Source organism: Arthrobacter sp. zg.Y820, from assembly GCF_030125555.1.
In the GTDB taxonomy this organism is placed as follows: domain Bacteria; phylum Actinomycetota; class Actinomycetes; order Actinomycetales; family Micrococcaceae; genus Arthrobacter_B.
Genome location: NZ_JASKLX010000001.1, coordinates 234,058 through 257,958, shown reverse-complemented (window position 1 = coordinate 257,958; position 23,901 = coordinate 234,058). Strand labels below are relative to the sequence as shown.

General features: G+C 66.8%; 25 protein-coding genes and 1 riboswitch. Of the genes, 7 read left to right on the top strand and 18 right to left on the bottom strand.

From position 1 onward, the window contains the following. Nucleotides 1-12: 12 nt before the first annotated feature. Genes ureG through QNN99_RS01140 form a run of 3 tightly spaced genes read left to right on the top strand, consistent with a single transcriptional unit; the run spans nucleotide 13 to nucleotide 2,316 of the window. Entirely contained in the window at nucleotides 13-753 is a 741-nt protein-coding gene (gene ureG, locus QNN99_RS01150; RefSeq protein WP_229965030.1) for an urease accessory protein UreG, read from the top strand. Next, entirely contained in the window at nucleotides 716-1,534 is an 819-nt protein-coding gene (locus QNN99_RS01145) for an urease accessory protein UreD (protein WP_229964593.1), read from the top strand. The genes ureG and QNN99_RS01145 overlap by 38 nt, the downstream gene beginning before the upstream one ends. Nucleotides 1,535-1,563: 29 nt before the next feature. Next, the gene (locus tag QNN99_RS01140) at nucleotides 1,564-2,316 is read left to right on the top strand and encodes an AAA family ATPase (protein WP_442860453.1); all 753 of its coding nucleotides are present in this window, start codon (nucleotides 1,564-1,566) and stop codon (nucleotides 2,314-2,316) included. On the opposite strand, the gene QNN99_RS01135 is transcribed toward QNN99_RS01140, so the two are convergent. Then, on the bottom strand, nucleotides 2,313-2,615 hold the full coding sequence (locus tag QNN99_RS01135; protein WP_229964592.1) for an ASCH domain-containing protein: 303 nt from the start codon (nucleotides 2,613-2,615) through the stop codon (nucleotides 2,313-2,315). The two genes, QNN99_RS01140 and QNN99_RS01135, sit on opposite strands and share 4 nt — an antisense overlap. A gap of 89 nt (nucleotides 2,616-2,704) precedes the next feature. Between QNN99_RS01135 and QNN99_RS01130 the strand changes: the two genes are divergently transcribed. Continuing rightward, nucleotides 2,705-3,643 carry an alpha/beta fold hydrolase gene (locus QNN99_RS01130; RefSeq protein ID WP_229964591.1) on the top strand — a complete coding sequence of 313 codons (939 nt, stop codon included), beginning with the start codon at nucleotides 2,705-2,707 and terminating at the stop codon, nucleotides 3,641-3,643. 6 nt (nucleotides 3,644-3,649) lie between these two features. On the opposite strand, the gene QNN99_RS01125 is transcribed toward QNN99_RS01130, so the two are convergent. The 16 genes from QNN99_RS01125 to QNN99_RS01050 all read right to left on the bottom strand — a co-directional run bounded on the left by QNN99_RS01125 (nucleotide 3,650) and on the right by QNN99_RS01050 (nucleotide 19,380). Next, the gene (locus tag QNN99_RS01125; RefSeq protein ID WP_229964590.1) at nucleotides 3,650-4,648 is read right to left on the bottom strand and encodes a glycine betaine ABC transporter substrate-binding protein; all 999 of its coding nucleotides are present in this window, start codon (nucleotides 4,646-4,648) and stop codon (nucleotides 3,650-3,652) included. Then, nucleotides 4,648-5,475, bottom strand: coding sequence for an ABC transporter permease (locus QNN99_RS01120; protein WP_229964589.1), 828 nt, complete (start codon nucleotides 5,473-5,475; stop codon nucleotides 4,648-4,650). Before QNN99_RS01120 ends, QNN99_RS01125 begins: the two co-directional genes overlap by 1 nt. Then, nucleotides 5,475-6,704: an ABC transporter ATP-binding protein gene (locus QNN99_RS01115; RefSeq protein WP_229964588.1), complete on the bottom strand. Its 1,230-nt coding sequence runs from the start codon at nucleotides 6,702-6,704 to the stop codon at nucleotides 5,475-5,477. Before QNN99_RS01115 ends, QNN99_RS01120 begins: the two co-directional genes overlap by 1 nt. Further along, the gene (locus QNN99_RS01110) at nucleotides 6,697-7,338 is read right to left on the bottom strand and encodes an ABC transporter permease (RefSeq protein ID WP_229964587.1); all 642 of its coding nucleotides are present in this window, start codon (nucleotides 7,336-7,338) and stop codon (nucleotides 6,697-6,699) included. Before QNN99_RS01110 ends, QNN99_RS01115 begins: the two co-directional genes overlap by 8 nt. A 76-nt stretch (nucleotides 7,339-7,414) precedes the next feature. Beyond that, nucleotides 7,415-8,431 carry a zinc-binding dehydrogenase gene (locus QNN99_RS01105; RefSeq protein ID WP_229964586.1) on the bottom strand — a complete coding sequence of 339 codons (1,017 nt, stop codon included), beginning with the start codon at nucleotides 8,429-8,431 and terminating at the stop codon, nucleotides 7,415-7,417. A 72-nt stretch (nucleotides 8,432-8,503) separates the two neighbouring features. Next, nucleotides 8,504-9,559 (bottom strand): zinc-dependent alcohol dehydrogenase family protein, encoded by a 1,056-nt coding sequence (locus tag QNN99_RS01100; RefSeq protein WP_229964585.1) that lies wholly within the window; start codon nucleotides 9,557-9,559, stop codon nucleotides 8,504-8,506. A gap of 73 nt (nucleotides 9,560-9,632) precedes the next feature. After that, complete coding sequence (locus QNN99_RS01095; protein WP_229964584.1) at nucleotides 9,633-10,043, bottom strand: YchJ family protein; 411 nt, start codon at nucleotides 10,041-10,043, stop codon at nucleotides 9,633-9,635. 34 nt (nucleotides 10,044-10,077) lie between these two features. Further along, nucleotides 10,078-10,431, bottom strand: a complete 354-nt coding sequence (locus QNN99_RS01090) for a hypothetical protein (protein ID WP_229964583.1) — start codon at nucleotides 10,429-10,431, stop codon at nucleotides 10,078-10,080. Continuing rightward, nucleotides 10,428-11,822, bottom strand: a complete 1,395-nt coding sequence (locus QNN99_RS01085) for a serine/threonine-protein kinase (protein ID WP_269439118.1) — start codon at nucleotides 11,820-11,822, stop codon at nucleotides 10,428-10,430. Before QNN99_RS01085 ends, QNN99_RS01090 begins: the two co-directional genes overlap by 4 nt. Before the next feature lie 195 nt (nucleotides 11,823-12,017). Beyond that, nucleotides 12,018-13,319 carry an Nramp family divalent metal transporter gene (locus tag QNN99_RS01080; protein ID WP_229964581.1) on the bottom strand — a complete coding sequence of 434 codons (1,302 nt, stop codon included), beginning with the start codon at nucleotides 13,317-13,319 and terminating at the stop codon, nucleotides 12,018-12,020. Between the two features lie 104 nt (nucleotides 13,320-13,423). Further along, nucleotides 13,424-13,843, bottom strand: coding sequence for a PIN domain-containing protein (locus QNN99_RS01075; RefSeq protein WP_229964580.1), 420 nt, complete (start codon nucleotides 13,841-13,843; stop codon nucleotides 13,424-13,426). Continuing rightward, nucleotides 13,840-14,019, bottom strand: a complete 180-nt coding sequence (locus QNN99_RS01070; RefSeq protein WP_229964579.1) for a hypothetical protein — start codon at nucleotides 14,017-14,019, stop codon at nucleotides 13,840-13,842. Before QNN99_RS01070 ends, QNN99_RS01075 begins: the two co-directional genes overlap by 4 nt. Before the next feature lie 30 nt (nucleotides 14,020-14,049). After that, a riboswitch (SAM riboswitch) is annotated at nucleotides 14,050-14,173 on the bottom strand. 67 nt (nucleotides 14,174-14,240) lie between these two features. Continuing rightward, complete coding sequence (locus tag QNN99_RS01065; protein WP_229964578.1) at nucleotides 14,241-16,064, bottom strand: dipeptide ABC transporter ATP-binding protein; 1,824 nt, start codon at nucleotides 16,062-16,064, stop codon at nucleotides 14,241-14,243. After that, complete coding sequence (locus tag QNN99_RS01060; RefSeq protein WP_229964577.1) at nucleotides 16,064-16,888, bottom strand: ABC transporter permease; 825 nt, start codon at nucleotides 16,886-16,888, stop codon at nucleotides 16,064-16,066. Before QNN99_RS01060 ends, QNN99_RS01065 begins: the two co-directional genes overlap by 1 nt. Beyond that, nucleotides 16,885-17,832, bottom strand: coding sequence for an ABC transporter permease (locus QNN99_RS01055; protein ID WP_229964576.1), 948 nt, complete (start codon nucleotides 17,830-17,832; stop codon nucleotides 16,885-16,887). Before QNN99_RS01055 ends, QNN99_RS01060 begins: the two co-directional genes overlap by 4 nt. A 6-nt stretch (nucleotides 17,833-17,838) precedes the next feature. Further along, the gene (locus QNN99_RS01050; RefSeq protein ID WP_229964575.1) at nucleotides 17,839-19,380 is read right to left on the bottom strand and encodes an ABC transporter substrate-binding protein; all 1,542 of its coding nucleotides are present in this window, start codon (nucleotides 19,378-19,380) and stop codon (nucleotides 17,839-17,841) included. A gap of 215 nt (nucleotides 19,381-19,595) precedes the next feature. Between QNN99_RS01050 and QNN99_RS01045 the strand changes: the two genes are divergently transcribed. From QNN99_RS01045 to QNN99_RS01035, 3 genes are read left to right on the top strand one after another with little or no spacing between them, the layout of a single operon-like run. Next, nucleotides 19,596-20,648, top strand: coding sequence for an extracellular solute-binding protein (locus QNN99_RS01045; RefSeq protein ID WP_229964574.1), 1,053 nt, complete (start codon nucleotides 19,596-19,598; stop codon nucleotides 20,646-20,648). Nucleotides 20,649-20,659: 11 nt separating this feature from the next. After that, the gene (locus QNN99_RS01040; RefSeq protein WP_229964573.1) at nucleotides 20,660-21,673 is read left to right on the top strand and encodes an ABC transporter ATP-binding protein; all 1,014 of its coding nucleotides are present in this window, start codon (nucleotides 20,660-20,662) and stop codon (nucleotides 21,671-21,673) included. An 11-nt stretch (nucleotides 21,674-21,684) separates the two neighbouring features. Further along, nucleotides 21,685-23,493 carry an ABC transporter permease gene (locus QNN99_RS01035; RefSeq protein WP_229964572.1) on the top strand — a complete coding sequence of 603 codons (1,809 nt, stop codon included), beginning with the start codon at nucleotides 21,685-21,687 and terminating at the stop codon, nucleotides 23,491-23,493. 99 nt (nucleotides 23,494-23,592) lie between these two features. On the opposite strand, the gene QNN99_RS01030 is transcribed toward QNN99_RS01035, so the two are convergent. Further along, nucleotides 23,593-23,796, bottom strand: coding sequence for a cold-shock protein (locus tag QNN99_RS01030; RefSeq protein ID WP_104055094.1), 204 nt, complete (start codon nucleotides 23,794-23,796; stop codon nucleotides 23,593-23,595). Nucleotides 23,797-23,901 lie beyond the last annotated feature (105 nt).

Sequence of the window (23,901 nt, the reverse complement as noted above, 5' to 3'; positions counted from 1 at the left end):
AGTGAAAGCGCCATGTCCGCCGACGATCCGACCCGTTCGCTGCGGCTGGGCGTCGCCGGGCCGGTGGGCACCGGCAAGAGCTCGCTGATCGCCACCATCTGCCGCGCCATGTCCGAGGAGCTGTCCATCGGCGTAATCACCAATGACATCTACACCGACGAGGACGCGAAGTTCCTCCGCTCGGCCGGCGTCCTGCCCGCCGAACGCATCCGCGCGGTGGAAACCGGAGCCTGCCCGCACACGGCCATCCGCGACGACGTCACCACCAATCTGCTCGCCGTGGAAGATCTGGAAGCAGACTTTGCTCCGCTGGATCTGGTGCTGGTGGAAAGCGGCGGCGACAACCTCACCGCCACCTTCTCCCCCGCCCTGGTGGACGCCCAGATCTTTGTGCTGGACGTGGCCGGCGGCGGCGACGTTGCCCGCAAGGGCGGCCCCGGCATCGCCCGCGCCGATCTGCTGGTGATCAACAAGATCGACCTGGCCCCGTATGTGGACGTCGATGTGGAGCTGATGGTGGCCGATGCCACCGAAGCACGCGAGGGCGGGCCGGTGCTGGCCCTCTCCCGGAAGCAGCAGGACACGATCGACAAGCTCAGCGCCTGGGTGCGTTCCATGGTGGCCCTGCACCGCGCCGGCACCCATACTCCGCAGGATCCCGGGCCGATGGCGCCGCATTTCCACGCCGACGATGACGGCGGCTACATCCACACGCATGATGAGGAGCCGGACGCTGTCCAGCACCGCCACTGAGCTCCGCGTGGAGGCAGCCCGTCCGACGGCGCCCAGGTCCACCCGCATAACCACTGAGCTGTCCGGCGGCAGGGCACGGTTTTCGGTGCTGGACCAGGGGCTTTATCTGGCCCCGCGTCCGGTTCACGGCACCGGGAATCCGCTGCACCTGCGCGTGGCCCTGATCGGCATCCACATGATGCTGCTGGGCGGCGACGACGTACGGATCGAGGTTTCGGTGGGCTCCGGCGTCACGCTGGAAGTGGTGGAACCGGCAGGCCTGGTGGCCTACGACGCCGACCTGGTGCCCTCCCGCTGGTCGCTGCACGCGGAGGTGGGTGAGAACGCAGCACTGATCTGGGACGGTGCATCCTTCGTCTCCGCCGGCGGATCCAATGTCCACCGGGAGACCCGGCTTCGGCTGGCTTCCGGTGCCCGCGCGCTTCTCCGGGAGACGCTGGTGCTGGGCCGCAGCGGCGAGCCCGGCGGCCGGCTGCGCAGCATCACGCGTGCCACCGGACCGGACGGCGACTGCCTGTACGAGGATCTGGACCTGACCGGACCGCGGGACCGCGCCGTCGGAATCCTGGGCAGCTCCAAGATCGTGGCCAGTACGACGGCGGTGGGGTGGCGCCCTGCGGTGCTGCCGCCGGACTCCGGGACCGAACCACACCGGGCGCGCCGGTTCGAGCTGGCGGCGCCCGGCGCCGTCGCCCGCAGCCTGAGCGACCAGGCGCACACCGCCGACGGCGAAGCGGGCGCCGTATTCTCAGCGTGGCGGGATGAGCTGACCGGTTTCTGAGTGGTTTCTGACCACTGGACTGTCGTGGCATGATCGACGCCATGGGCCGCAGCCAAACTCCACTTCCGCACGCGTATCCAATCCGGCGCGTGCAGGAGAGCCAGCACCTGCCGCTGGCGCGAACCCGCTGGCCGGCCACTGTGCCCGCAGTGGCGCAACTGCTGGACCAGGGACTGGATCTGGGCCGCGCCACGGTCCTGGTCGGCGAAAACGGATCCGGCAAGTCCACTCTGGTGGAATCCGTGGCACTGGCCTTCGGGCTCTCTCCCGAAGGCGGATCGACGGGTGCCCAGCACAGCACCAGGGCCACGGAATCCGACCTTGCTGAGCATCTGCACCTGATCCGCACCCCGGGCGGCTCCCGCCGGGGGTTTTTCCTGCGGGCCGAGACCATGCACGGGTTTTATACCTATCTGGAAAAAAACCCGAGTACCGGCTCCCCCGACATCGATTTCCACTCGCTCTCCCACGGGGAGTCCTTCCTGGAGCTGGTAGGCGACCGGTTCCGGGGATCCGGGTTGTGGGTCCTGGACGAACCGGAGTCGGCGCTGTCCTTTGCGGGCAGCCTCTCGCTGCTGGCCACGCTGAAGGAAATCCTGGACGACCCCGAATCCCAGGTGCTGCTCTCCACCCACTCGCCGATTCTCGCCGCGCTGCCCGGTGCCACGCTGCTGGAAGTTGGTCCGTGGGGGCTGCGGCCGGCAGCGTGGGAGGAGCTCGAACTGGTGGCCAACTGGCGGAATTTCCTCAGCGGGCCCGAGCGTTTCCTGCGCCACTTCTAGGTACTGACAACGCGGAAGCGCTCGTGGCCTTCACCCTCGTCCCGCGCATGCGGCACATCCACCGAACCCAGCGGAACCAGCCGGACCTCCGTCACTTCCAGGATCGCCAGCGGGTCTTCGTTGCTGTCGATCAGGACGGAGCGGTCGCCGGGGCGTGGCAGCGGTTCGCCGCCGTCGCCGCCGTACTGGCAGGCCAGACTGGTGGTGCTGGTCTTCGTACCGTCCAGGATGGCAGCGACCAGGGCATCGCGGAGCGGGCCGGGGAAGGCGAACTCGGCCCGGGGCAGGTTGGATTCCATGCTGGAAGCCTAGCCCCGCCCTTGGCGGCGGAGGAGTCGAGGTGGTTAGGTGGGGCCCTGCACACGACGGCGCTGAAAAGGAAAAGACAATGACCGATGGCCTGACCGGCTTTGCCCGCTACCAGCCCTTCACTGTGGACGTGAACGGCATCACCGTAACCGGCCGCATCTCGGTGGCCGACGACACCGGCAGCGCGGCAGGCGGAGCACCCAAACCCGCCCTGTTGCTGCTGCACGGGCATCCGGAAACCCACCTGATGTGGCACCGGATCGCCGACGCTCTGGCAAAGGACTTTACGGTGGTGGCTCCGGACCTGCGCGGCTACGGCGGCTCCTCCAAACCGGTTGGTGAACCGGACCATTCCACCTACAGCAAGCGGGAAATGGCGAAGGATGCCGCCCTGTTGATGGAGCATTTCGGTGCCGAACGGGGTTTCGGCAGCTTCGCGTTGTGCGCCCATGACCGCGGAGCACGGGTGGGGCACCGGCTGCTGGCGGACTATCCCGGACTGGTGTCCCGGGCGATGTTCCTGGACATTGCGCCCACCCTGGACATGTACGCGGCAACGGACCGGGCCTTCGCCGAGTCCTACTTCCACTGGTTTTTCCTGATCCAGCCGGAACCGCTGCCCGAGGCCCTGATTGAGGCCAACCCGCGGTCCTATGTGGAGAACATCATGGGCACCCGCCATGCCGGCCTGGCGCCGTTTCCCGCGCCCGTGCTGGATGCCTACGCCGCGGCGCTTTCCTCCCCCGGCGCCGCCCACGCCATGTGCGAGGACTACCGGGCCGCAGCCACCATCGATTTAGAACACGACCAGGCAGACCGCGACGCCGGCACCACGCCCGACGTTCCGCTGCGCGTGCTCTGGGGACGGCACGGCGTCGTCGAAACTCAGTTCGATCCCCTGGCGCTCTGGGAAAAAGCGGTTCCCGGCGTCACCGGCCGCGCCGTGGACGCCGGGCACTACCTCCCTGAAGAAGCGCCGGAGGAAATCCTCGCCGAGATCCAGACCTTCTTTGCGTAGCAGCCCCTACTCCGCCGGACTGACCAAGCCCTCCGCGACCATCCAGTCATAGGCGACCTGCTCCGGTTCCTCCCCCTGCACATCCACCTTGAGGTTTAGCGAGCGCATGGTTTCATCGTTGAGTTTCGCCGCGACCTGCTCCAGGACACCTTCCAGCGCCGGATAGTCCTGCAGGGTTTTGGTGTAGATCACCGGAGCCGCGTTGTAGGCGGGAAAGAAGTTGCGGTCATCGTCGAGCACCACCAGGTCCAGGGCATCGATCCGGCCGTCGGTGGCGAAGACCTCCCCCACCGTGCATTCACCCTGGTCGACAGCCCCGTAGATCGCGCCGGTGTCATAGATCCCGATGTTCTGCTCCGGCACGACGCTGCCGCGCTGCAGGTCGTAAAGCTGCAGCATCGGGGTGAACCCGTCCTGCCGGGAATTGAATTCAGCATCCACGCAGAACGTCAGCTCATTCACCGGCAGGCTGGCCAGTTCCGAAATGCTGCTCACCCCCAGTTCCTCGGCCCGCTCACGGCTCATGGCCAGCGCATAAGTGTTGTTCAGCTCCGCCGGCGCTCCCCACGTCAGCCCGTTTGCGGCGTCGGCGTCATACACCGCCTGCCACTGCTCCTGCTGGTCCGGAATTCCCTGCTCGTTGCCCAAATAGGTCAGCCAGGCGGTGCCGGTGTACTCCCACATAATGTCCGCCTGCCCGCTGCGCAGCAGTTCACGGGCCGGCAGGCTGCCGGGAGCATTGCTCAGGTCGGTGACCTCAAACCCAGCCGCTTTGGCCGCGAGGACCGACATCTTGCCCAGGATCAGCTGTTCGGTGAAATTCTTGGACGTCACCGTCACTGACGCCCCCTCGGGCAGCCCCTCAATCGGACGAATGCTTCCTGCCGCGACCGGCGGAACGTAGGAACCGGCCGGCTGCAGTCCGCAGCCGGCCAGGACCAGGACGACGACGGCGAGCGCGGCAGCCAGCGCGGCAGCAGCCCTGGTACGCAGCGATGTCAGCATCAGAGTCCCTTCGGGCGGGCCAGATGCTCCACCAACCGGCCGACCCAATCCACCAGCAGGGCCAGCAGTGCCACCATGACCGCGCCGCTGATCAGCACCCGGGGAAGGTTCAGGTTCACACCGGTGGTGATCAGGACCCCGAGCCCGCCGCCGTTGATGAAGGTGGCCAGGGCCGCCGTTCCAACAAGCAGCACCAGGGCGGTGCGGATCCCGGCCAGCATCAGGGGAACGGCGAGGGGAAGCTCCACCCGGAACAGCACCCGCGAGGCGCTCATGCCCATGCCTCGCCCGGCCTCGACCAGCCGGGGATCCACACTGTCCAACCCCACCATGGTGTTGCGCAGCACCGGCAGCAGCGCGTAAAGGACCAGCGCCACCACCGCCGTCCAAAAGCCGAAGCCCAGCCAGAAGGCCAGCAGCACCACGAGACCGATCGCCGGTGCAGCCTGGCCGACGTTCACCACGGCGAGCACCGGCCCGGTCAGGAAGCGCAGCGGTTTGCGGGTCAGCAGGACGCCGAGCGGAAGAGCCACAACGAGGACTATCACGGCCGAGAACAGGGTCAGCCGCAGATGCTCCGCGATGTACACCCAGAGCGTGGCCGGGGCCAGAGTGGCCAGTTCCGTCTGCGTCAGGTCGGTTGCCGAGAGCCAGAACAACAGCACCGCCACCGCAGCGGCGATCCCGGCCAGCTGCCAGACCAGCCCCCGCCGGGAATCGTCCCGCGCCGGGGAACCGGCTTCGGTGTTGGTGTACCGCCGCTCCTTCGACGCCGCCGAGCTCGGAGCCGGGGCTGCGACCCGCCCGGCCATCTGGCTGCTGCTCATTACCGCCCCGCTTCCGTGGAACCTGCCGGGGCTCCCGGGGGCTGTCCCGGCGATCGGCCGGGCTCCACCGCTGCCGCTGCGGGCCGCCGGGCACGCACGGTCTGCAGGGTCAGCGGGGCATCGATCACGCCGTCGAGCCTTCCCTGCGCATCGGTCACCAGGGCGAGTCCCGGAACGGAAACCAAGATGGCATCCAGCGCGTCGGCAAGGCTGTCGTCCGGGCCCACCAGCGGCAGGTCCGGCGCCGGCTGGACCGGCAGTGACGGAAGCTGTTCCAGTTCGGCGACCGAAAGCCAGGAAACGGGCCGGCCGTCGCCGTCGACGACAGCCGCGTAGTCCTGGCCGGCCGCCAGCGCGCGGGCAAGCAGCTCCCGCGGCCCCTCCTGCGGCGTTCCGGTAACTACCGGCAGCGCCGGCACGTCCCGGACCCGGGCCAGGCCCAGCTGTTTGAGCCCGGCGTCGGAACCGATGAACTGCCGGACAAAGTCGTTGGCCGGGGCAGCGAGGATTTGGGCCGGCGAATCGTACTGGACCAGGTGCCCGCCTTCGGCGAACACGGCGATCTTGTCACCGAGCTTGATGGCTTCATCGAAGTCGTGGGTGACGAAGACAATGGTCTTCCGCAGGTTTGCGTGCAGGCTGAGCATTTCCTCCTGCAGGCGCTCCCGGGTGATCGGGTCCACGGCGCCGAACGGCTCATCCATGAGCAGCACCGGCGGGTCCGCCGCGAGGGCCCGCGCCACGCCCACGCGCTGCTGCTGGCCGCCGGAGAGTTCCTTCGGATACCGGTCCCGGTATCGCTCCGGGTCCAGGGAGACCAGTTCCAGCAGCTCATCAACCCGCCGTCCGGTCCGGGCTTTGTCCCAGCCGAGCATGGAGGGCACGACGGCGATGTTGGCTGCCACGGTCAGGTGCGGAAAGAGGCCCCCCGCCTGGATCACGTAGCCGATGCCGCGGCGCAGTTCGTCGGCATTGACCGCTTCGATGTCGTTCCCGCCGAGCAGGATCCGCCCGGAGGTCGGTTCGATGAGCCGGTTGATCATTTTCAGGGTGGTCGTTTTGCCGCAGCCTGACGGGCCCACCAGCATGACCATGTCGCCGGCCGCTATCTCCATGGAGAGGTCGTTGACCGCCGAGCGGTCCTGTCCGGGAAAGCGCTTGGTCACGTCCTGGAGCACGATGCCTGCCGAGCCGGCGGGCTGAGGCGCAGGAAGGGTGGTTTCAGACACGGATACCTCGCGGGATTGTAAGCCTGCCCAGACCCACCAGCAGGAGATCCAGGATGAGGGCCAGCAGCACCACGCCAACCACTCCGGTCACCACTGATTCCAGGGAGTTGGCGCCGCCCAGCCGGGACAGCCCGGAGAAGATAAAGCCGCCCAGTCCGGGACCCAGCGCGTACGCGGCCACGGCGGCGATCCCCATCACCATCTGCCCGGAAACGCGGATACCGGCCAGGATCACCGGCCACGCCAGCGGAAGCTCGATCCGGGAAAAGATGCGCAGCCGTCCCATCCCCAGACCCCGCGCCGCCTCGACAGTGCTGGCCGGCACCCCCGACAGCCCCACGATGGCGTTGCGGAGGATCGGCAGCAGGGCAAAGAACCCGACGACGACGACGGCGGGCAGCACCCCGAAGCCCAGGGGCGTGATCAGCAGCCCGATGAGGGCGAAGGACGGAATGGTCAGGCCTACGGCGCTGATGCTGTCCGCCGCTGAGCGCAGGAGCGGGCTGCGGTAGGTCAGAGCCGCCGCGAGCACTGCGAGGACGGCGGCCACCACCAGGCACTGGGCCACCAGGCTGAAGTGCTGCCAACTGGAAAAGAGGATGTCGTTGAAGCGCTGGGCCACAAATTCATTCACGCCAAACCCATCTGTCGGGTGGGGAGCTGCGGTCTTTCCAGCGTAGACCGGCCCGGCGCGCATGGGCAGGGGACGGCTAGGGAATGAGCACCAGACGGACCGGGTTGCCTTCCTTGGCGTCGAGCTGCTTGACCGCTTGGACAGCCTCGCTCAGCGGGAGGCGTCCGCTGACCGATTTGGTGAAGTCCAGCCGGCCCAGCCGGGTCAGGTGCACCAGCTGCGGCACGTGGTGCGCCTCGGAACCGTAGTGGCCCAGGATTTGCTTGCGGGCATAGGAGAACCCGGTGCTGTCACTGATGGTGATCGGAGTTCCGCTGAGCCCCACCAGCACCAGCCGGCCGCGCCGTCCCAGGGATTTAACCGCCTGGGCCCGCACGGCGTCGACACCGGCGAAGTCCAGGGCGACGTCCAGCCCGTTGCCGGCGGTGGCTGCCTTCATGGCGTCGGAAAAGTCTGCGGCCAGCGGATCCAGGGCATAGTCTGCGCCGAATTCGAGGGCACGCGCCCGGGCCTCGGGAAGGACGTCGACGGCGATGATGGGCGCGGCGCCGATCAGGCGCAGCAGCTGCACACCGTGGGCGCCCAGTCCGCCGATGCCCCAGACGCCAACCGCTTCACCGGCGCGCACGTCGGCGGTGGAGGTGATGGCTCCCCAGGGGGTGGAGACAGCGTCCGGAATGACCGCGGCCTGGTCAAACGGGATGTCGTCGCCCAGCGGCACCAGGACACCGGCCGGGACGACGACGTACTCGGCCCAGCCGCCGTCGTAATCCACTCCCATGGTCAGGGTGACGCCGTTGTATTCATAGCCCGCCTGAATGACGACGCGATCCCCCGCCGCGACCGACGTGACGCCGGGACCCGGCAGGTCCACGGTGCCCGCAACCTCATGGCCGAGCGTCACCTCGTTGCCCTCGAGGAACTGGGGGTGCAGCAGGCCCTGGATCAGGTGGACGTCGGAGAGGCACACCCCGGCGGCGCCCACCTTGACCCGGACGAAGCCGGGACCCGGATCCGGAATGGGAACCTCCCGGAGCGCAAACTCTTTCGTCTGGACATTAAGGCGTGCTGCAAGCATGGTGCCGGCCGACATGGGAACCTCTTTCACTGAAAATGGGGGCGGCTGGTGTTCACGCCGCCCCCACCATTATCGCTCAACGGCGGGTCAGGCGTTGAGGATCACCTTCAGTGCGTTGGTCTCAGCGGCCTTGGAGAACGTGTCGTAGGCCTGGAGGATGTCGTCCAGCGCATACCGGTGGCTGATGAATTCATCGGCCGGCAGTTTGCCCTCGGCGATCAGCTTCAGCAGCATCGCGAGGGTGTTGGTGTTGACCAGGCCCATGCTGATGTTGATGTTCTCAATCCACAGCCGGTCCAGCTCCAGGCTCACGGGCGTCCCGTGTACCCCCACGTTGGCCACGTTGCCGCCGGGCCGGACAATCTGGGTGCACATCTCGAACGTCTTCGGGATGCCCACGGCTTCCACCGCGACGTCCACGCCCCAGCCGTCGGTCAGCTCCATGATCTGTTCGCGCCAATTTCCGTCCCCGGAGTTCACGCCGTGGGTGGCACCGAACCTTTGGGCCTGCTCCACCCGGTTGGCGTCCAGGTCCACGGCGATGATCTTCGCCGCACCGTACAGTCCCGCGGTCGCGATCACAGCCAGCCCCACGGGGCCAGCACCGATCACTGCGACGACATCGCCCGGCTGGACCTGGCCGTACTGCACACCCATCTCGAAGCCGGTGGGGAAAATATCGCTGAGCAGGACGCCGTGCTCCTGGGAGACGTTTTCGGGCAGCAGGTACAGGGACGTATCAGCGTAGGGAACGCGCACGTATTCGGCCTGGGTGCCGTCGATCAGGTGGCCGAAGATCCAGCCGATGCCGGACTGTCCTTCATCTCCGGTGCAGTGCGAGTAGAGCCCGTCCTTGCAGAAGCTGCAGGAGCCGTCCGCCGAGACACAGGAGAGAATCACCTTGTCCCCGACTTTGAAGGACGTCACGCCCGACCCGGCTTCGGTCACGGTGCCGACGCCCTCGTGTCCGAGGATCCTGCCCGGTGTGACCGCCGGTACATCACCCTTCAGGATGTGGAGGTCGGTGCCGCAGATGGTAGTGGTGTCGATTTTTACGATGACGTCGCGGGGTTCCTGGATTTTCGGATCCGGAACGTCCTTCCAGGACTTTTGGCCCGGCCCTTCATACACAAGTGCTTTCATGATGTCCTCGCCTGTTCGCTTGTTCGGTGCGTTAAGGCTAGGAGCGTGCGGCAGGCAGCGGAAGTGCAGCGGGCTATTCCCCGTCCAGGTACAGCCAGTCTCCGCTGATCCGGACAAAGCGGCTGGTTTCCTCCTGCACGCCGCGGGCGGCTCCGGAGCGGTAGTGGGCACGGAAGTGTACGACGCCGCGGTCATCCAGCGGCCCGCCAGCGGAGGTTTCCACAATGTCCAGGCGCCGCCACTGCAGTTCTGCGTCCAGCTCCAGATCTGCCGGACGGGTCGAGGGGTGCCAGGTATCCAGCAGGTACTGCCGGTCGCCGATGGCAAAGGCCGAATACCGGGAACGCATCAGTGCTTCGGCCGTCGGCGCGGTGCCGGCTCCGGAGTGATACTTGCCGCAGCAACCGCCGTAGGTCTCACCGCTCAGGCAGGGACAGCGGTCATCGGGGGCAGGCATGGCGGAAACACTGGCTGGTGAAGTCATGACTCCAGTATCTCCGGTTAACGGCTGTCGCCGGCTAGCCGGACGACGAAGCGGGCGTTGGCCCGGGAGCCGGCGCATCGTCGTGGCGTGCGATCTCGGTTTCGAGGCTCAGGCGCACGGCGTCCATGGCATCGCTGATCCGTTCCCGGCGGCTGAGCGACACCTCCCCCTGCCGTGTTGCGGTGTCCAGCCGCGCCGTCAGATCGTCCAGGGCCTGCAGAGCCTGCTCGTAGCTGCCGGCCGCTGCGGCTTCGCTCACGTCCGAAACCTGCTGCTGCAGCTCCTCGGCTGCCCCCGGTCCCAGGTTGGAGACTTCGCATCCCGTCAGGGCTGCCACGGCGATCACGGTTCCCGAAGCCACAAGCAGCCAGCCCCGCCGGTGCCTCATGGCGCGACGCTCTCCTGCAGTTCCTCGAGATGCTGTCCGAGCTGCCCGGGAACCTGGGGGTATCCCTGATCCTGCGGGAAGATGCCCATCCGATCGGCGACCAGCATCACTGCCGCTGCCAGCACAGCCATCGCGACCACTGCCAGCAGCGTCCGCCCCGCCAGCGCCAGGCGCGAGGGCCGCGCCGGCACGGTGCCCGGGGAGACCGACGCCGCGGCTGCAGCTCGCTTGCGGCCGGATCCAACCCGGGGCGGGAACCGGGGCGGGGACACGGCCCGGTACACGCCGCCCGTTCGCGCCGAACCCTGCGGCAGCTTGACGCGGGCAGGAGCCGGATCATGGGGAGCGGACAGCTTTTCGGGGTCGGGTTCCGGTTCCGGCATCTGTTCCGGCATCTGCTCACCCGTCCGGCCCGGGATGCGGGGATCCTCTGCGGTGCGAACTCCGCCGGTGGGAACGCCGCCGTCGTCAGCAGTGTCCGTTCCCCCGCCCTGCCCGGTTGAAGGAATGGCCGACGCCGTCTCAGCCGACGACCAGCGGTACTCCAGCAGCGTTGCCGAGACTTCCGCCGCCGTCGGCCGTTGATCGGGGTCCCGTGCCGTCATGGCTTTCAGCAGCGAGCACCAGTAGTTTCCGAGCTCATCCGGAACTTCGGGGTTTCGGCTCAGGCGGGCGATCGCTGCCTCAACGGCGCTGCCGCCGAACTCGATGCGTCCGGTGACGGCTTCCAGCAGCACCAGCCCCAGGGAATAGATGTCGCTGGAGAATCCCACATCCTGTGAGCTGGCCTGTTCCGGACTCAGATAGTTGGCCGTGCCGAGCGTGGCATTGGCCGCGGTGATCCGGGCGCCGTCGAGCATCCGCGCTATGCCGAAGTCGGTGAGCTTGGCCCTCGGCAGGGTTCCGGTGATCACCGGGGGCAGCAGGATGTTGGCCGGCTTGACGTCGCGGTGGATGACCCCGCGGCCGTGGATGTAGGCCAGCGCCCCGGCCAGCTCAGCACCGACGTACGCGGCATCGGCCAGGGACATGCGCTCGACGTCGCGGAGGTGCTTGCGCAGATCGGGTCCGTCGACCAGCTCCATGACCAAAAAGGCACGGGGTTCGCCGGCTTCGCCGTCGTCGCGGCCAGCGTCGTCCTTGCCGGCATCAAAAAGTGTCACCAGGCCCGGGTGGGAAAGGGACGCCAGTAACCGCATTTCGGTTTCCTGGCGGTCAACGTCGTCCGGAGAGACTGCGCTGGCCCGGAAGAGCTTCACGGCGATGTCACGGCCGAGTGCTTCGTCCTGCCCTCGATAGACGGTGGCCATGCCACCGTGGCCTATGGGTTCGATAAGACGGTAACGCCCTGAAATGAGCCGGTTGAGGCCATCTGACGCGAAACTTTCCATGCTGCAACCTCTTCTCGCCCTTCAAGCGTAGCTGAGGGGAATCGCGGCGTAGATGGGGCGTGAGCACTTTTTTTAGCCCCGGTTGAGGGCCTGTCGGAAGTGTTTCCGTTGCGCTAAACTGCCCTGCCGCGATGGGGAGTTGCGGCAGGGCAGTTCGGGTGGTGCGTCCGGGGTTCTCCGGGCAGTCGCGGAGCTTTAGAACGCCTTCACAACGGCGTCAACGAGCTGCTGGATGCCGAGCACGATGAACAGCAGTGCGGTGACTCCCAGAGCGATGTTGGTGTGCAGTTTGTTCGCCCAGGCCTTGGGGACCCGGCGCCCGTTGAGCAGGCCCAGCAGCGTGATGGCCAGGAACGGCATGAACAGCGATCCGAGGACGCCGTAGGCCAGGATCAGACCGATCGGCTTGCCGAGCAGGAACAGCAGCATCGGCGGGAAGGTCAGCCAGAGGATGTAGAACTTGAAGTACTTTCCGCCGATCCGGGTGTCCGGGTGCCCGGATTCCTTGCCGCGCATGTTGCCCCAGAAATCGGCGAACATCAGGGAGACGCCGTTCCAGACACCGATGATGGAAGAGAAGGACGCAGCCCAGAATCCGACCAGGAACCCGGTGCCAACGACGTCGCCGTATTTGGCCTTCAGGACGTCGTAGAGGTCCAGCAGGCCCTCGTCGCCCGAGCTCAGCGAGACTCCGGCGGAACGGACCACCTCGGCGCCGACGATCAGCATGGCGATCACGAAGATGCCGGTCATCACGTAGGCCATCGAGTTGTCGATGCGCATGACCTTCATCCACTTGGGCGTGTACCAGCCCTTTTCCCGCAGCCAGTAGCCGTATGCGGCGAGGGTAATGGTGCCGCCCACGCCGCCGGCCAGCGCGAGGGTGTAGACCACGCCCCCCTCGGGGATGCGCGGGACCAGGCCGGAGAACATTTCGGGCAAGTTGGGCGCGGCGATGATGGCCAGGCCCACCACGGTAATGAACATGATGCCGACCAGCGCGGCCGTGATTTTTTCGAAGGTCGCATACCGGCCGAACCAGACCATGACAAAGCCGGCCAGGCCCATGAGGATGGCGAAGGCCCACAGCGGGATGCCGGGGAACAGCGCCGCCAGCGGCAAGGCGGCGGAGGACATGGCGGTGGCTCCGTAGACGAAGCCCCAGATCATGATGTACGGACCGAAGTACCAGGTGGTCCACTTGCCGAGTGAGCGCCAGCCTTCAAAGATGGTCTTGCCGGTGGCCAGCGTGTAGCGTCCGGCGCCTTCCACCAGGATGATCTTGAGGATCACGCCCAGGATCACTGCCCAGAGCAGGTCGTAACCGTATTTGGAACCGGCGACGAGGGTGGCCACCATGTCGGCAGCGCCCACGCCGGTGGCGGCAACCACCAGTCCGGGACCGACGACCTTCCATTTCGCGGGAGCACCGCCGTCGTCATCCACCCGGTCCGCATGCGCGACCGGTGGTCTGGGAACAGAACTGTTGTCGGCCATGAGCCAGAAATCCTTACCTACGCAGATTTGGGCAGCCGCAAGCCACTGTGCTCGCGGTCACCAGAGTCGATGCATTCTCTCACGGGGAGCATGCGCGTCCGGAATCAGATGTCACCGGGTTCAACCGGGCGCGGCTGCGGCTCCGCCAGCGGATCCAGGACCCGGACGTCCAGGCCCGCATAGCGGGCAGCATCGGCGCTGACCACGGTCAAGTGGTGATGCCGGGCGGTTGCCGCAAGGACGGCCGGGCTGAGGGGACCGTTGTGTTCGCACGCGAGCGCAACGTGATGGTCCACGGGCAGGATGTTGGCTGCGAAGCGAGTGGCCAGTTCCCGGACCCAGCCGTCCTCCGCGGCGCTGTCCGGGTCCCGGGCGGGCGACAGTTCGCACAGGCTCAACGCCGAGATGAACATCCGCTGGTGCCGCCTGCGGGCCAGGAAGTCCGTGATCACCGGGTCCGGGCTGGCGCCGCGGATCCGGGTGAGGATTCCAATGTCCAGGAGCAGCCCCGAGGAAGTGTTCATACCGCGGTTCTTCCGTTCCCCAGCAGGAAATCCACAAAGGAGGCACGGGTGGTCACCAGCAGTTCATAGTCGTGCAGCGACACTGCCTGCAGGGCCGGCTGCGGCTCCGGAGGGTTGGAGTGCTGTGAGCCGTTGAGTAACTGTGAGCCGGTGAGGGGCGCTGGGAAGTTGTCCATGAGAATACGGCGGCGTGCGCCGGTCCTTTCGGCGTGCTCTTGCCCGCACCGGTTGCCCGAAGGCGAGTGCAGGCCACTTCTTCATCCGAACCACCCAACGAGCGTGGGGTTGGTATGCGGCCAAGTCGGAGCTTGGCGGCCGCAGTTCTTGAAGCTGTTTGGAAGTATAACCAGCTTTGCCCGCCGTCGGCGCGTGTTGCCCCGTGTGTCCTCTGCCCCGGCTACGGCGTGGCCGCAGCCCGCATCCGCTCCCCGTCATGCAGCGAGAGCGACGACGCCACAAGGGTCTTCGTGTACTCGTGTGCGGGTGCGGCGTAGATCTGCTCGGTGGGACCGGTCTCCACGATCCGGCCGCGGTGCATGACGGCCACCGTGTCGCACAGGTGCCGCACGACGCCCAGGTCGTGGGAGACAAACACCAGGGTGAGCTGGTATTTGTCCACGAGGTCGGAGAGCAGGTTCAGCACCTGGGCCCGCACCGAGACGTCCAGCGCGCTGACCGGCTCATCGGCCACCAGGATCCGCGGTTCGCAGATCAGCGCGCGGGCAATGGCAATGCGCTGCCGCTGGCCGCCGGAGAACTGGTGCGGGAACCGGTCCGCGGCCTCCTGCGGCAAGCCGACGGCGGCGAGCATCTGCGCCACCGCCCCGGCATGGTGGCGCGCGGGCACGGGCACGCCGGGCAGCAGCAGCGGTTCGGCGATGATGTCGCCCACCCGCATCCGCGGGTTCAGGGACCCCATCGGATCCTGGAACACGATCTGCAGCTCGCGGCGCAGGTCCCGCAGCTGTCCCTCCCGGGAGCCGGCCACCTCGTTGCCGGCGACCGTCACGCTGCCCGACGACGGCAGGTCCAGCCCGGCAAGGATGCGCAGCAGGGTGGACTTGCCCGAGCCGGACTCCCCCACCACACCGAACCGCTGCCCGGCGGCTACATCGAAGGAAACGTCCCGCAGCGCGTGCACCTCGGCGGGCGGCCGGAAGAGCGAGCTGCGCTGGCGGCGGTAGATGCGGGTCAGGTCCCGGACCCGGATCAGCGGGCTGGCCGGCGCCTCGTCCGGCGTCGGGATGCGTTCGACGGCGGCCGGCGCGGGTTCCGCGGCTCGTGCCGGTTCGGCGGCCGGCAACTGGTCGGCAGCGGGCGCCTGGTCGGCGGAGGGCGCCGGCGGCGTGGCCCGGGCAGCCGGCGGCGTGGCCCGGGCGGCCGCCGGCGTATAGCCGGCTGCGGTGGCCACTGTGAACAGCCGGCCGTTGCCGTCCGTCGCGGTCAGGTCCGAGGCGGCCAGCAGCCCCCGGGTATAGGGATGCTGCGGCCGGGAAAACACCTCGTCTGTGGCGCCCTGTTCCACCAGGGTCCCGCTGCGCATCACCAGGATGCGGTCGCAGATGCTCGCGGCCACGGCCAGGTCATGGGTGATGAACAGCAGTCCGCTTCCCCGGCGCGCGACGCCGTCGGATATCAGCTCCAGCATCTGGCGCTGCACGCTCACGTCCAGGGCGGTGGTGGGCTCGTCGCAAATCAGCAGGTCGGGATCGTTGGCCAGTGCCATGGCCAGCAGAACCCGTTGCCGCTGCCCGCCGGAGAGCTGGTGCGGATAGGCCCGCGCGGCCTCGGCCGGATCCGGCAGCTGCACGGAGCCCAGCAGGTCCACACTGCGCTGCGCCGCGGCCGCCCGTCCGGGCACGGTCCGGTGCCGGGTGAGCACCTCGGCGACCTGCTGCCCAACCTTCATCAGCGGGTTCAGGGCGGTCAGGGGTTCCTGGAACACCATGCCCAGCCGGTTGCCGCGCAGCCGGCTCAGCTGCCGGTCGGAGGCGCCGATCAGGTCGTGATCGACACCGTCCAGCCGCACGGAGCCGGTGGCGGAGACACCCTCGGGCAGCAGCCCCATGAGGGCCGCAGCGGTCAGGGACTTGCCGGATCCGGATTCGCCGATCAGGCCCACCCGCTCGCCGCGGGCCAGGGTCAGCGCAAAGTCCTGCACCAGCACCTTCTCCCGGGCCGCGACGGTCAGTCCGGCCACATCCAGCAGCGGCCGCACCATCAGCGTTCTCCGTTCAGTTTGGGATCGAACCGGTCCCGCAGCCCGTCGCCGAGCAGGTTGAAGCCGAGCACCGCCACCGCGATGGCCGCGCCGGGCCAGAGCGCCAAGGACGGATAGGTGCCCAGGAACTGCTGCGATTCCTGCAGCATCCGGCCCCAGGAGGGCACCGGCGGCGGAGTGCCCAGGCCCAGGAAGGACAGCGCGGCCTCGGCCAGGACCGCCAGCCCGAAGGTGACCGAGCACTGCACCACCACCATCCCGGCGATGTTGGGCAGCACATGCCGGCGGGCGATGCGCAGCGCCGGCTGGCTGGCGGCCCGGGCGGCCAGCACGTACTCGGTGCTCATGACCTGCAGGGTTCCGGACCGGGCGACACGGGCGAAGCCCGGGATGGAGCCGATCCCGATGGCGACCATCGCCGTCGTCGTGCCCGCGCCGAAGACGGCGCCGAACATGATCGCCAGCAGCAGCGCCGGGAACGCCAGCAGGATGTCCGCGCCGCGCATGGTGACTTCCTCGACCGCGCCGCGGCGCATGCCCGCGAGGATGCCCAGCGGGGTGCCGATGAGCGCGGCGATGCCGACCGCCACCAGCCCGACAAACAGGGTGATCCGGGCGCCGTACAGGATGCCGGAGAAGACATCGCGCCCGTAGCGGTCGGTGCCCATCAGATGTTCGGCGCTGGACCCCTGCAGCCGGTCCGCGGGGAACGCCTGCACCGGGTCGTACGGGGTCCAGAGAAAGGACAGCAGGGCGGCCAGCACCACCACGGCAACCAGGACGGCGCCGGAGAGCAGGGTGGGCGAGATTTTCCGGACGGTCATATGCGCTTCCTGAGCCGGGGATCCACGATGGTGTAGAGCACGTCGACCAGCAGGTTGATGATCAGGGTCAGGGCCACCAGCACCATCACAACCGACTGCACGGTGAGCAGGTCCCGGTTGCCCACCGCGTCCAGCAGCATGGAGCCCAGGCCGGGGATGACGAAGACGCGTTCAATGACGACGGCGCCGATGATCAGCGCCGCCAGCTGCACGCTGGCCACGGTCAGCACCGGCACCGCGGCGTTGCGCAGCCCGTGCCGAACCAGGGCTTCGAGCTTGCCCAGGCCCTTGGCGCGGGCGGTGCGCAGATAGTCCTCGTTCAGCACTTCCAGCACGGCGGAGCGGACGTAGCGGGTCAGGACCGCACCCTGCACCGAGGCCAGGGCGAGCACCGGCAGGGTGACCCGGTGCAGGAAATCGGCGAAGTCCACGCCGGGCGGGGTCCAGCCGTTGGCCGGGAACCAGCCCAGCCCGACGGCGAACACCACCACCAGCATGATCGCGGCCAGGAAGCCCGGCACCGCAACACCCAGCTGGCTCAGGCCGCTGAGCAGCACGCCGCTGGGTTTGCGGTGCCGCAGTGCGGCCAGCGTGCCGAACGGCACGGCAATCAGCAGGGCCGCCGCCATGGCCAGGCCGACCAGGATCAGCGAGACCTGCAACCGGTCCAGGACCAGCGGGCTGATGTCGGTCCGGGTGATGTATGAGGTGCCGAAATCCCCGCGGAGCAGGCCGGACACCCAGTCAAAGTACTGCACCGGGAGCGGGCGATCGGTGCCGAATTCGCGGCGGGTCTGCTCCAGCAGCTCCGGGGTGGCGTTGACGCCGAGCGCAATCTGCGCCGGGTCCCCGGGGATGGCGCGCATGAAGAAGAACACGGCAACGGTGGCTGCCAGGAAGGTCAGCACAAACCGTGCCGCGTTGATCAGCAGGCGGATTCCCACGTTGGGCTACTGCCAGCCCACGGCGCCCAGATCCAGCGCCTCCGTGACCGAGTTTGCGGGAAGGCCGGTGACGCCGGCCTTGGCCACCACAATATTGGGGAACAGGAACAAGACGTTGGCGGCGGCGTCGTCGTTGATCGTGCGCACCACCTCCTGCATGCCGGAGACGTATCCTGCCTCGTCGGCGGCGTCCGCGGCTGCGGCGGTGTCCTTGATCCGGGCATTGTCGTAGCCGAGGTAGTAGTCCGGGTTGTTGAACATGGTCAGCACATCGCGGCTCTCCACGGCCAGGACCACCGACATGTCGTAGTCGTGCCGGGTGAAGACCCGGTCCAGCCAGACGGCCGGGAACTCAGCGGATTCGATGGTGGCGTTGATGCCCACCTCGGCCAACTGGGAGACCACGATCTCGGACACGGCGGTGGCGTAGGGCCGGGTGGGAACGGTGAACGTGATGTCCAGGTTCTCGGCGCCGGCCTCGGCCAGAAGCGCGCGGGCCTTCTCCGGATCGTAGGGGTAGGTGTTGTTGAGGTCCTCGTAATAGGGGTCGGTGGGCGGCACCGGCGCGCCCACCAATGTGCCGTAGCCGCTCCACGCGGTGTCCAACACGGCCTGCCGGTCCACGGCGTGCAGCACTGCCTGCCGGACGCGGATGTCGTTGAAGGGCGCGCGGGCGTTGTTCATGGACAGGACGATTTCGCCGTTGGAGGTGCCCTCCAGGACCTGGAACCCGTCGTCGCCGTCGAAGGTCGGCAGCAGCTCGGGGGCCTGCATGTTGTAGACCACGTCCACGTCCCCGGAGCGCAGCGCGTTGGTGGTGGCGACGGCGTCGGCGAAGTAGCGCAGCGTCGCGGTGTCCACCTTGGGCGCGGTCCCCCAGTAGTCCGGGCGCGCCGCGAAGTCGATGGACTCCCCGCGGTTCCAGGCCTCGATGGTGAAGGGTCCGGTGCCGACGGCGGTGGAGGCCAGGTCCGCGACGCCGCTTGCGTCGAACATGGCGCCCACGGGGGTGCCGAGATCGAACAGCCAGGCGTTGGAGGGGCGCGAGAGCTGCACCTGCACCTCGGTGTCGCTGAGCACGGTGACGGACTCCACGACGTCCATCTTGGTTTTCAGGGAGGAGAGCCAGTCCGACTTCACGCGCTCCAAGCTGAACTTCACGTCCTCGGCGGTGAACGCCGCACCGTTGTTGAACGTCACGTCCGGCTGCAGGGTGAAGGTGTAGGTGGTGCGGTCCTCGCTGATGTCCCAGGAGGATGCCAGCAGGGGCTGGACCGTTCCGTCCTGGTCGATTTCCACCAGCCCCTCGTACACATTGGCCATCAGCGCCTGCGGAATGGCCGCGCCGGCGGTGGTGGTGAAGTCAAGGTTCGCCGGTTCCCCGGTCAGCGCGACGACGACGCCGGTGGTGCCGCTGTTTTCTCCGCTGCCGCTGCCGCCGGCATCGGGGGCCGAGGACCCGCCGGACCCGGCAGAACAGGCGCTGAGCGTCAGCGCGGCCGCCAGCAGCAGGGCAGCCGCCGGCGAGCGGGCAGGAATACGGCGCATCGGGGTTCTCCATCAGTGGGGCCGGGCCGAGCCCGGAGGGCGCCGGGCAGAGGCCGGCGCCAAATGTTGTCTTACATAGTATGGACGCGCGTGGGAACAGAGCGGAAATTTCGCTCGGCCGCCCCGCCAATGTCGGTGATTGCAGAACCGGCACATCGGGGATAGGTTCAGGCCATCGCGGCGCTTGGCCGGGGGGACTGAAAGGACACGACGACGTGCGTAAAAAATTCATCGGGGCCGGACTGGCAGCAGCGCTGCTGCTCACCGGATGCGGCGATTCTTCCGCCGGCTCCAGTAACGAAGGCGGTTCCGAAGGGGCCACGCTGGTGGTTTACACCAACTCCGACTCGGACGGAAAGGGTGACTGGCTCAAGGAGCAGGCCACGGCAGCGGGCTTCAACCTGGAGATCGTCGGGCTCGGCGGCGGAGACCTGACCAACCGCATCATCGCCGAGGGCGGCAACCCGGTGGCCGACGTCGTCTTCGGGCTGAACAACATGTACTTCGAACAGATCAAGGCCGAAGACCTGCTGGAGCCCTACACGCCCGAGTGGTCCGGTGACGTTGATGAGGGCCTGGGCGACGGCGAAACCTTCTGGCCGATCGTGCAGCAGGGCATCGTGCTGGCCTACAACACCGCGGCCGTTCCGGAAGCCGACGCACCCGAAGACTGGACCGACCTGTGGACCGACGAGCAGTACAAGGGACGCTACGAATCCGTCAGCACCCTGGCCGGGGCCACGCAGCAGATCATCATGGCCAGCATCCTGACCCGCTATCCGGATGAGTCCGGTGACCTGGGCATTTCCGACGAGGGCTGGGAGCAGGTCCGCGGCTACTTCGAAAACGGCTCCAAGGCCGTGGAAGGCGAAGACCTCTTTGCCCGCATGGCCGCGGGCACCGTGGACATGGGGCAGATGACCATCAGCGGCCTTCCTGCCCGCGAAGCGCAGTACGGCATCGACGCCGGCGTCATGGCCCCGGAGGTCGGGGTCCCGTACGCCGTGGAGCAGGTGGGCATCATCAAGGGCACGGATACGCAGACCGAGGCGGAGCGGTTCATCGACTGGTTCGGCAGCGGCGAAACGCAGGGTGCCTTTGCCGCCGAGTTCGCCAGCCTTCCGGCCAACCAAAAGGCGCTGGAAATGACCGATCCCGAAGTGCTCGAGGCCTATGAGGCGATTCCCCCGCAGGAGATGGACTGGTTGTTCGTTCGGGACAATATCTCCGCGTGGGTGGAAAAAATCGAACTCGAATACATGCCCTGACAGGAAAAATGATGATCCGGTACGACAACATTGAGGTTTCGTTCGACGATTTCGTCGCCATTCCCCAGCTCGACCTGGAGATTCAGGAGGGTGAGTTTTTCACCCTCCTGGGCCCTTCGGGCTGCGGAAAGACCACGGCGCTGCGCACGCTCGCCGGGTTTATCAGTCCCAGCCGCGGAGACGTGTTTGTGGACGGAAAGCGCGTCACCCACCTTTCCAGCGACAAGCGCAGCATCGGCATGGTGTTCCAGAACTATGCACTGTTCCCCAGCATGAATGTCTGGGAAAACATCGCTTTTGGCCTGAAGGTGCGCAAGGACTCCAAGACCGACACCGCCCGGCTCGTCACCGAGATCGCCGGTCAGATGGAACTGAGCGACGAACAGCTGCAAAAGAACGTCTCGGAGCTTTCCGGCGGCCAGCAACAGCGCGTCGCCATTGCCCGCGCCCTGGTGCTCAAACCGAAAATCCTGCTGCTGGATGAACCGCTCTCCAACCTGGACGCCAAGCTGCGCGTCCAGCTGCGCAGCCAGCTCAAGGACCTGCAGAGCCAGTTCGGCATCACCACGGTCTACGTCACCCACGACCAGGACGAAGCCCTCACCATGTCCGACCGGATCGCAGTGTTCAACAAGGGCGTGGTCGAGCATGTCGGGCCGCCACAGGAAATTTACGAGCGTTCCGCCACGGAATTTGTCTGCAACTTCATCGGAGACATCAACATCCTGGATGCCGAGCTGGTGCACCGCCTGAACGAACGCTCCCCTGCGGCCCTGGATCCGGCAAAAAGCTCCTACCTCCGGGTGGAAAAGGTGTCCCTGGATCCCGTGACCGCCAGCCCCGGGGCGGTGAAGCTCAACGGCGTGGTGTCTGCCCGCAGCTATCACGGCATGCATTCGCGCTACACGGTGACCACGGGCCAGAACCGGATCAAGGCCCTCGTCACCGAGAACGGGCTGACCCGGATGGATGTGGGCGACAGCGCCGATCTGTTCATCGATCCCGCGAACGTTCTGCAGTACTAGGCTCCGAGCAGATGAAAACATCCGTCAAGAGCATGCTGCGCTCCCCGCTGGTGGTGGTGACCTCCCTCGTGCTGGTGTGGTTCATCAGCACCTTCCTGATCCTGCCCAACATCAACCTCCTGACTGAGACGTTCTTTCCCAAGGGCGAGTTCTCCGGACGGGCGGTCGAGAAACTGCTGAGCTCGGACCGGGCAATGAAGTCCCTGACCAACAGCTTCATCCTCGCCGTGGTCCTGTCCGTTTCCGTCAATGCCGTGGGTATTTTCATTGTCCTGGTCACCCAGTACTTCGACATCAAGGGTGCCCGGATCCTGTGGCTCGGGTACGCCACCACGCTGATCTATGGCGGGATTGTCCTGGTCGCCGGGTACAAATTCATCTACGGCCAGAACGGCTTTGTCACTAACCTGCTCCTGGGGTGGTTCCCGGGACTGGATCCGGGCTGGTTCAGCGGGTTCTTCGCAGTGGTGTTCGTCATGACGTTCTCCACGACCTCCAACCACATGCTGTTCCTCTCGTCGGCCCTGAGCAAAGTGGACTACCAGACCATCGAGGCGGCCCGGAATATGGGGGCCTCCACGCTGCGGATCCTCTGGCGGATCGTGCTGCCCATGATGCGGCCCATGCTGTTCGCGATCACCATCCTGGTGTTCCTGGGCGGGCTTAGCGCCCTGACCGCACCGCAGGTGCTGGGCGGGGAGAACTTCCAGACCATCAGCCCGATGATCCTGACCTTCTCGGGCAGCTCGACTTCCCGAGACATCGCAGCGCTACTGGCCCTGATCCTGGGCCTGGCCACAGTGGTGATGCTCGCCATCATGAGCCGGGTGGAACGGGGCGGCACGTATTTCTCCGTCTCCAAGGTCTCCGCCGGGATGCAAAAGCAAAAGATCGAAAACCCGGTGGCCAACGTCCTGGTTCACATTGCCGCCTACGCACTGTTCCTGGTGTACTCGCTGCCGATCCTGCTGATCGTCCTCTTCTCCTTCACCGACACCGCCAGCATCTCCTCGGCCACGCTCGCCTGGGATCGTTTCACGCTGGACAACTACCTCACCGTGTTCACCGACGAGTCCGCCTTCCGGCCGTTCGCCGTCAGCGTGGCCTACAGCGCGGTGGCGGCGGTCGTCGTCGTCGGCGGTCTGCTGTTTGTGGCCCGGATGGTGCAGAAGTACCGGAATCCGATCACGACGGCCGCGGAGTACCTGCTGCACATTCCCTGGATCCTGCCCTCGACGCTCATTGCGCTGGGCCTGATCATGACCTTCGACCGGCCGTCGGCGTTCCTTGGCGGTCAGGTGCTGACCGGGACCGCGTGGGTGCTGCTGGCCGCCTACATCATCATCAAGATTCCATTCACGCTGCGCATGCTCAAGGCTGCGTTCTATTCGGTCAGCGATTCCCTTGAGGACGCAGCGTCGATCCTCGGGGCGAAGTCGCTCTACACCTTCCGGCGGGTGCTGCTGCCCATTGTGCTTCCGGCGGCGGCGGCCATCACCGCGCTGAACTTCAACAGCCTCCTGGATGACTACGACACGGCCGTGTTTCTCTACCATCCCCTGTACGAACCACTGGGCATCGTCATCAAGAACAGCACCCAGGGCGAGAACATCAGCGACGCCATGGCCCTGACCTTCGTCTACACCGTCCTGCTGATGATCATCATGGGGGCGACCATGTATCTGGTCTACGGGCGGTCGGTGAAGAGCAAGAAGCGCCGCCGGGCCGTGGTCCTGCCGGAGGTTCCGGAGCAGCCGGCAGCTCAGGCGCCCCGCGAGGCGGCGGCGCCCGATGACGACGCCAGGCTCACCCGACTGTAGGGCGCAGCCCGCGGCACCGTTAACGCAGAAGCAGGACGGGAATCACTTCCCGTCCTGCTTCTTATTCAAGCCGATTCCCGGAGGAACCTAAAAATAGATTTAGAGGGCCTGGATGTTTACGGCCTGGGGACCCTTGGGGCCCTGCTCGGTGTCGAAGCTAACCTTCTGGTTCTCTTCAAGCGAGCGGTAGCCACTCGAGTTGATAGCGGAGTAGTGAGCGAAAACGTCGGCGCTTCCGTCATCGGGCTCGATGAAGCCGAAGCCCTTTTCGGAGTTGAACCATTTCACGGTACCTGTTGCCATTTTTAATCATCCTTCTAAAGAAACCACCCCCGACCTTCGGGGAGTTTCACGCTGCGGCGCCGGAAAGTGGCACCTGACAGAAAAAGCGGCTTGCCCCTGATTTGG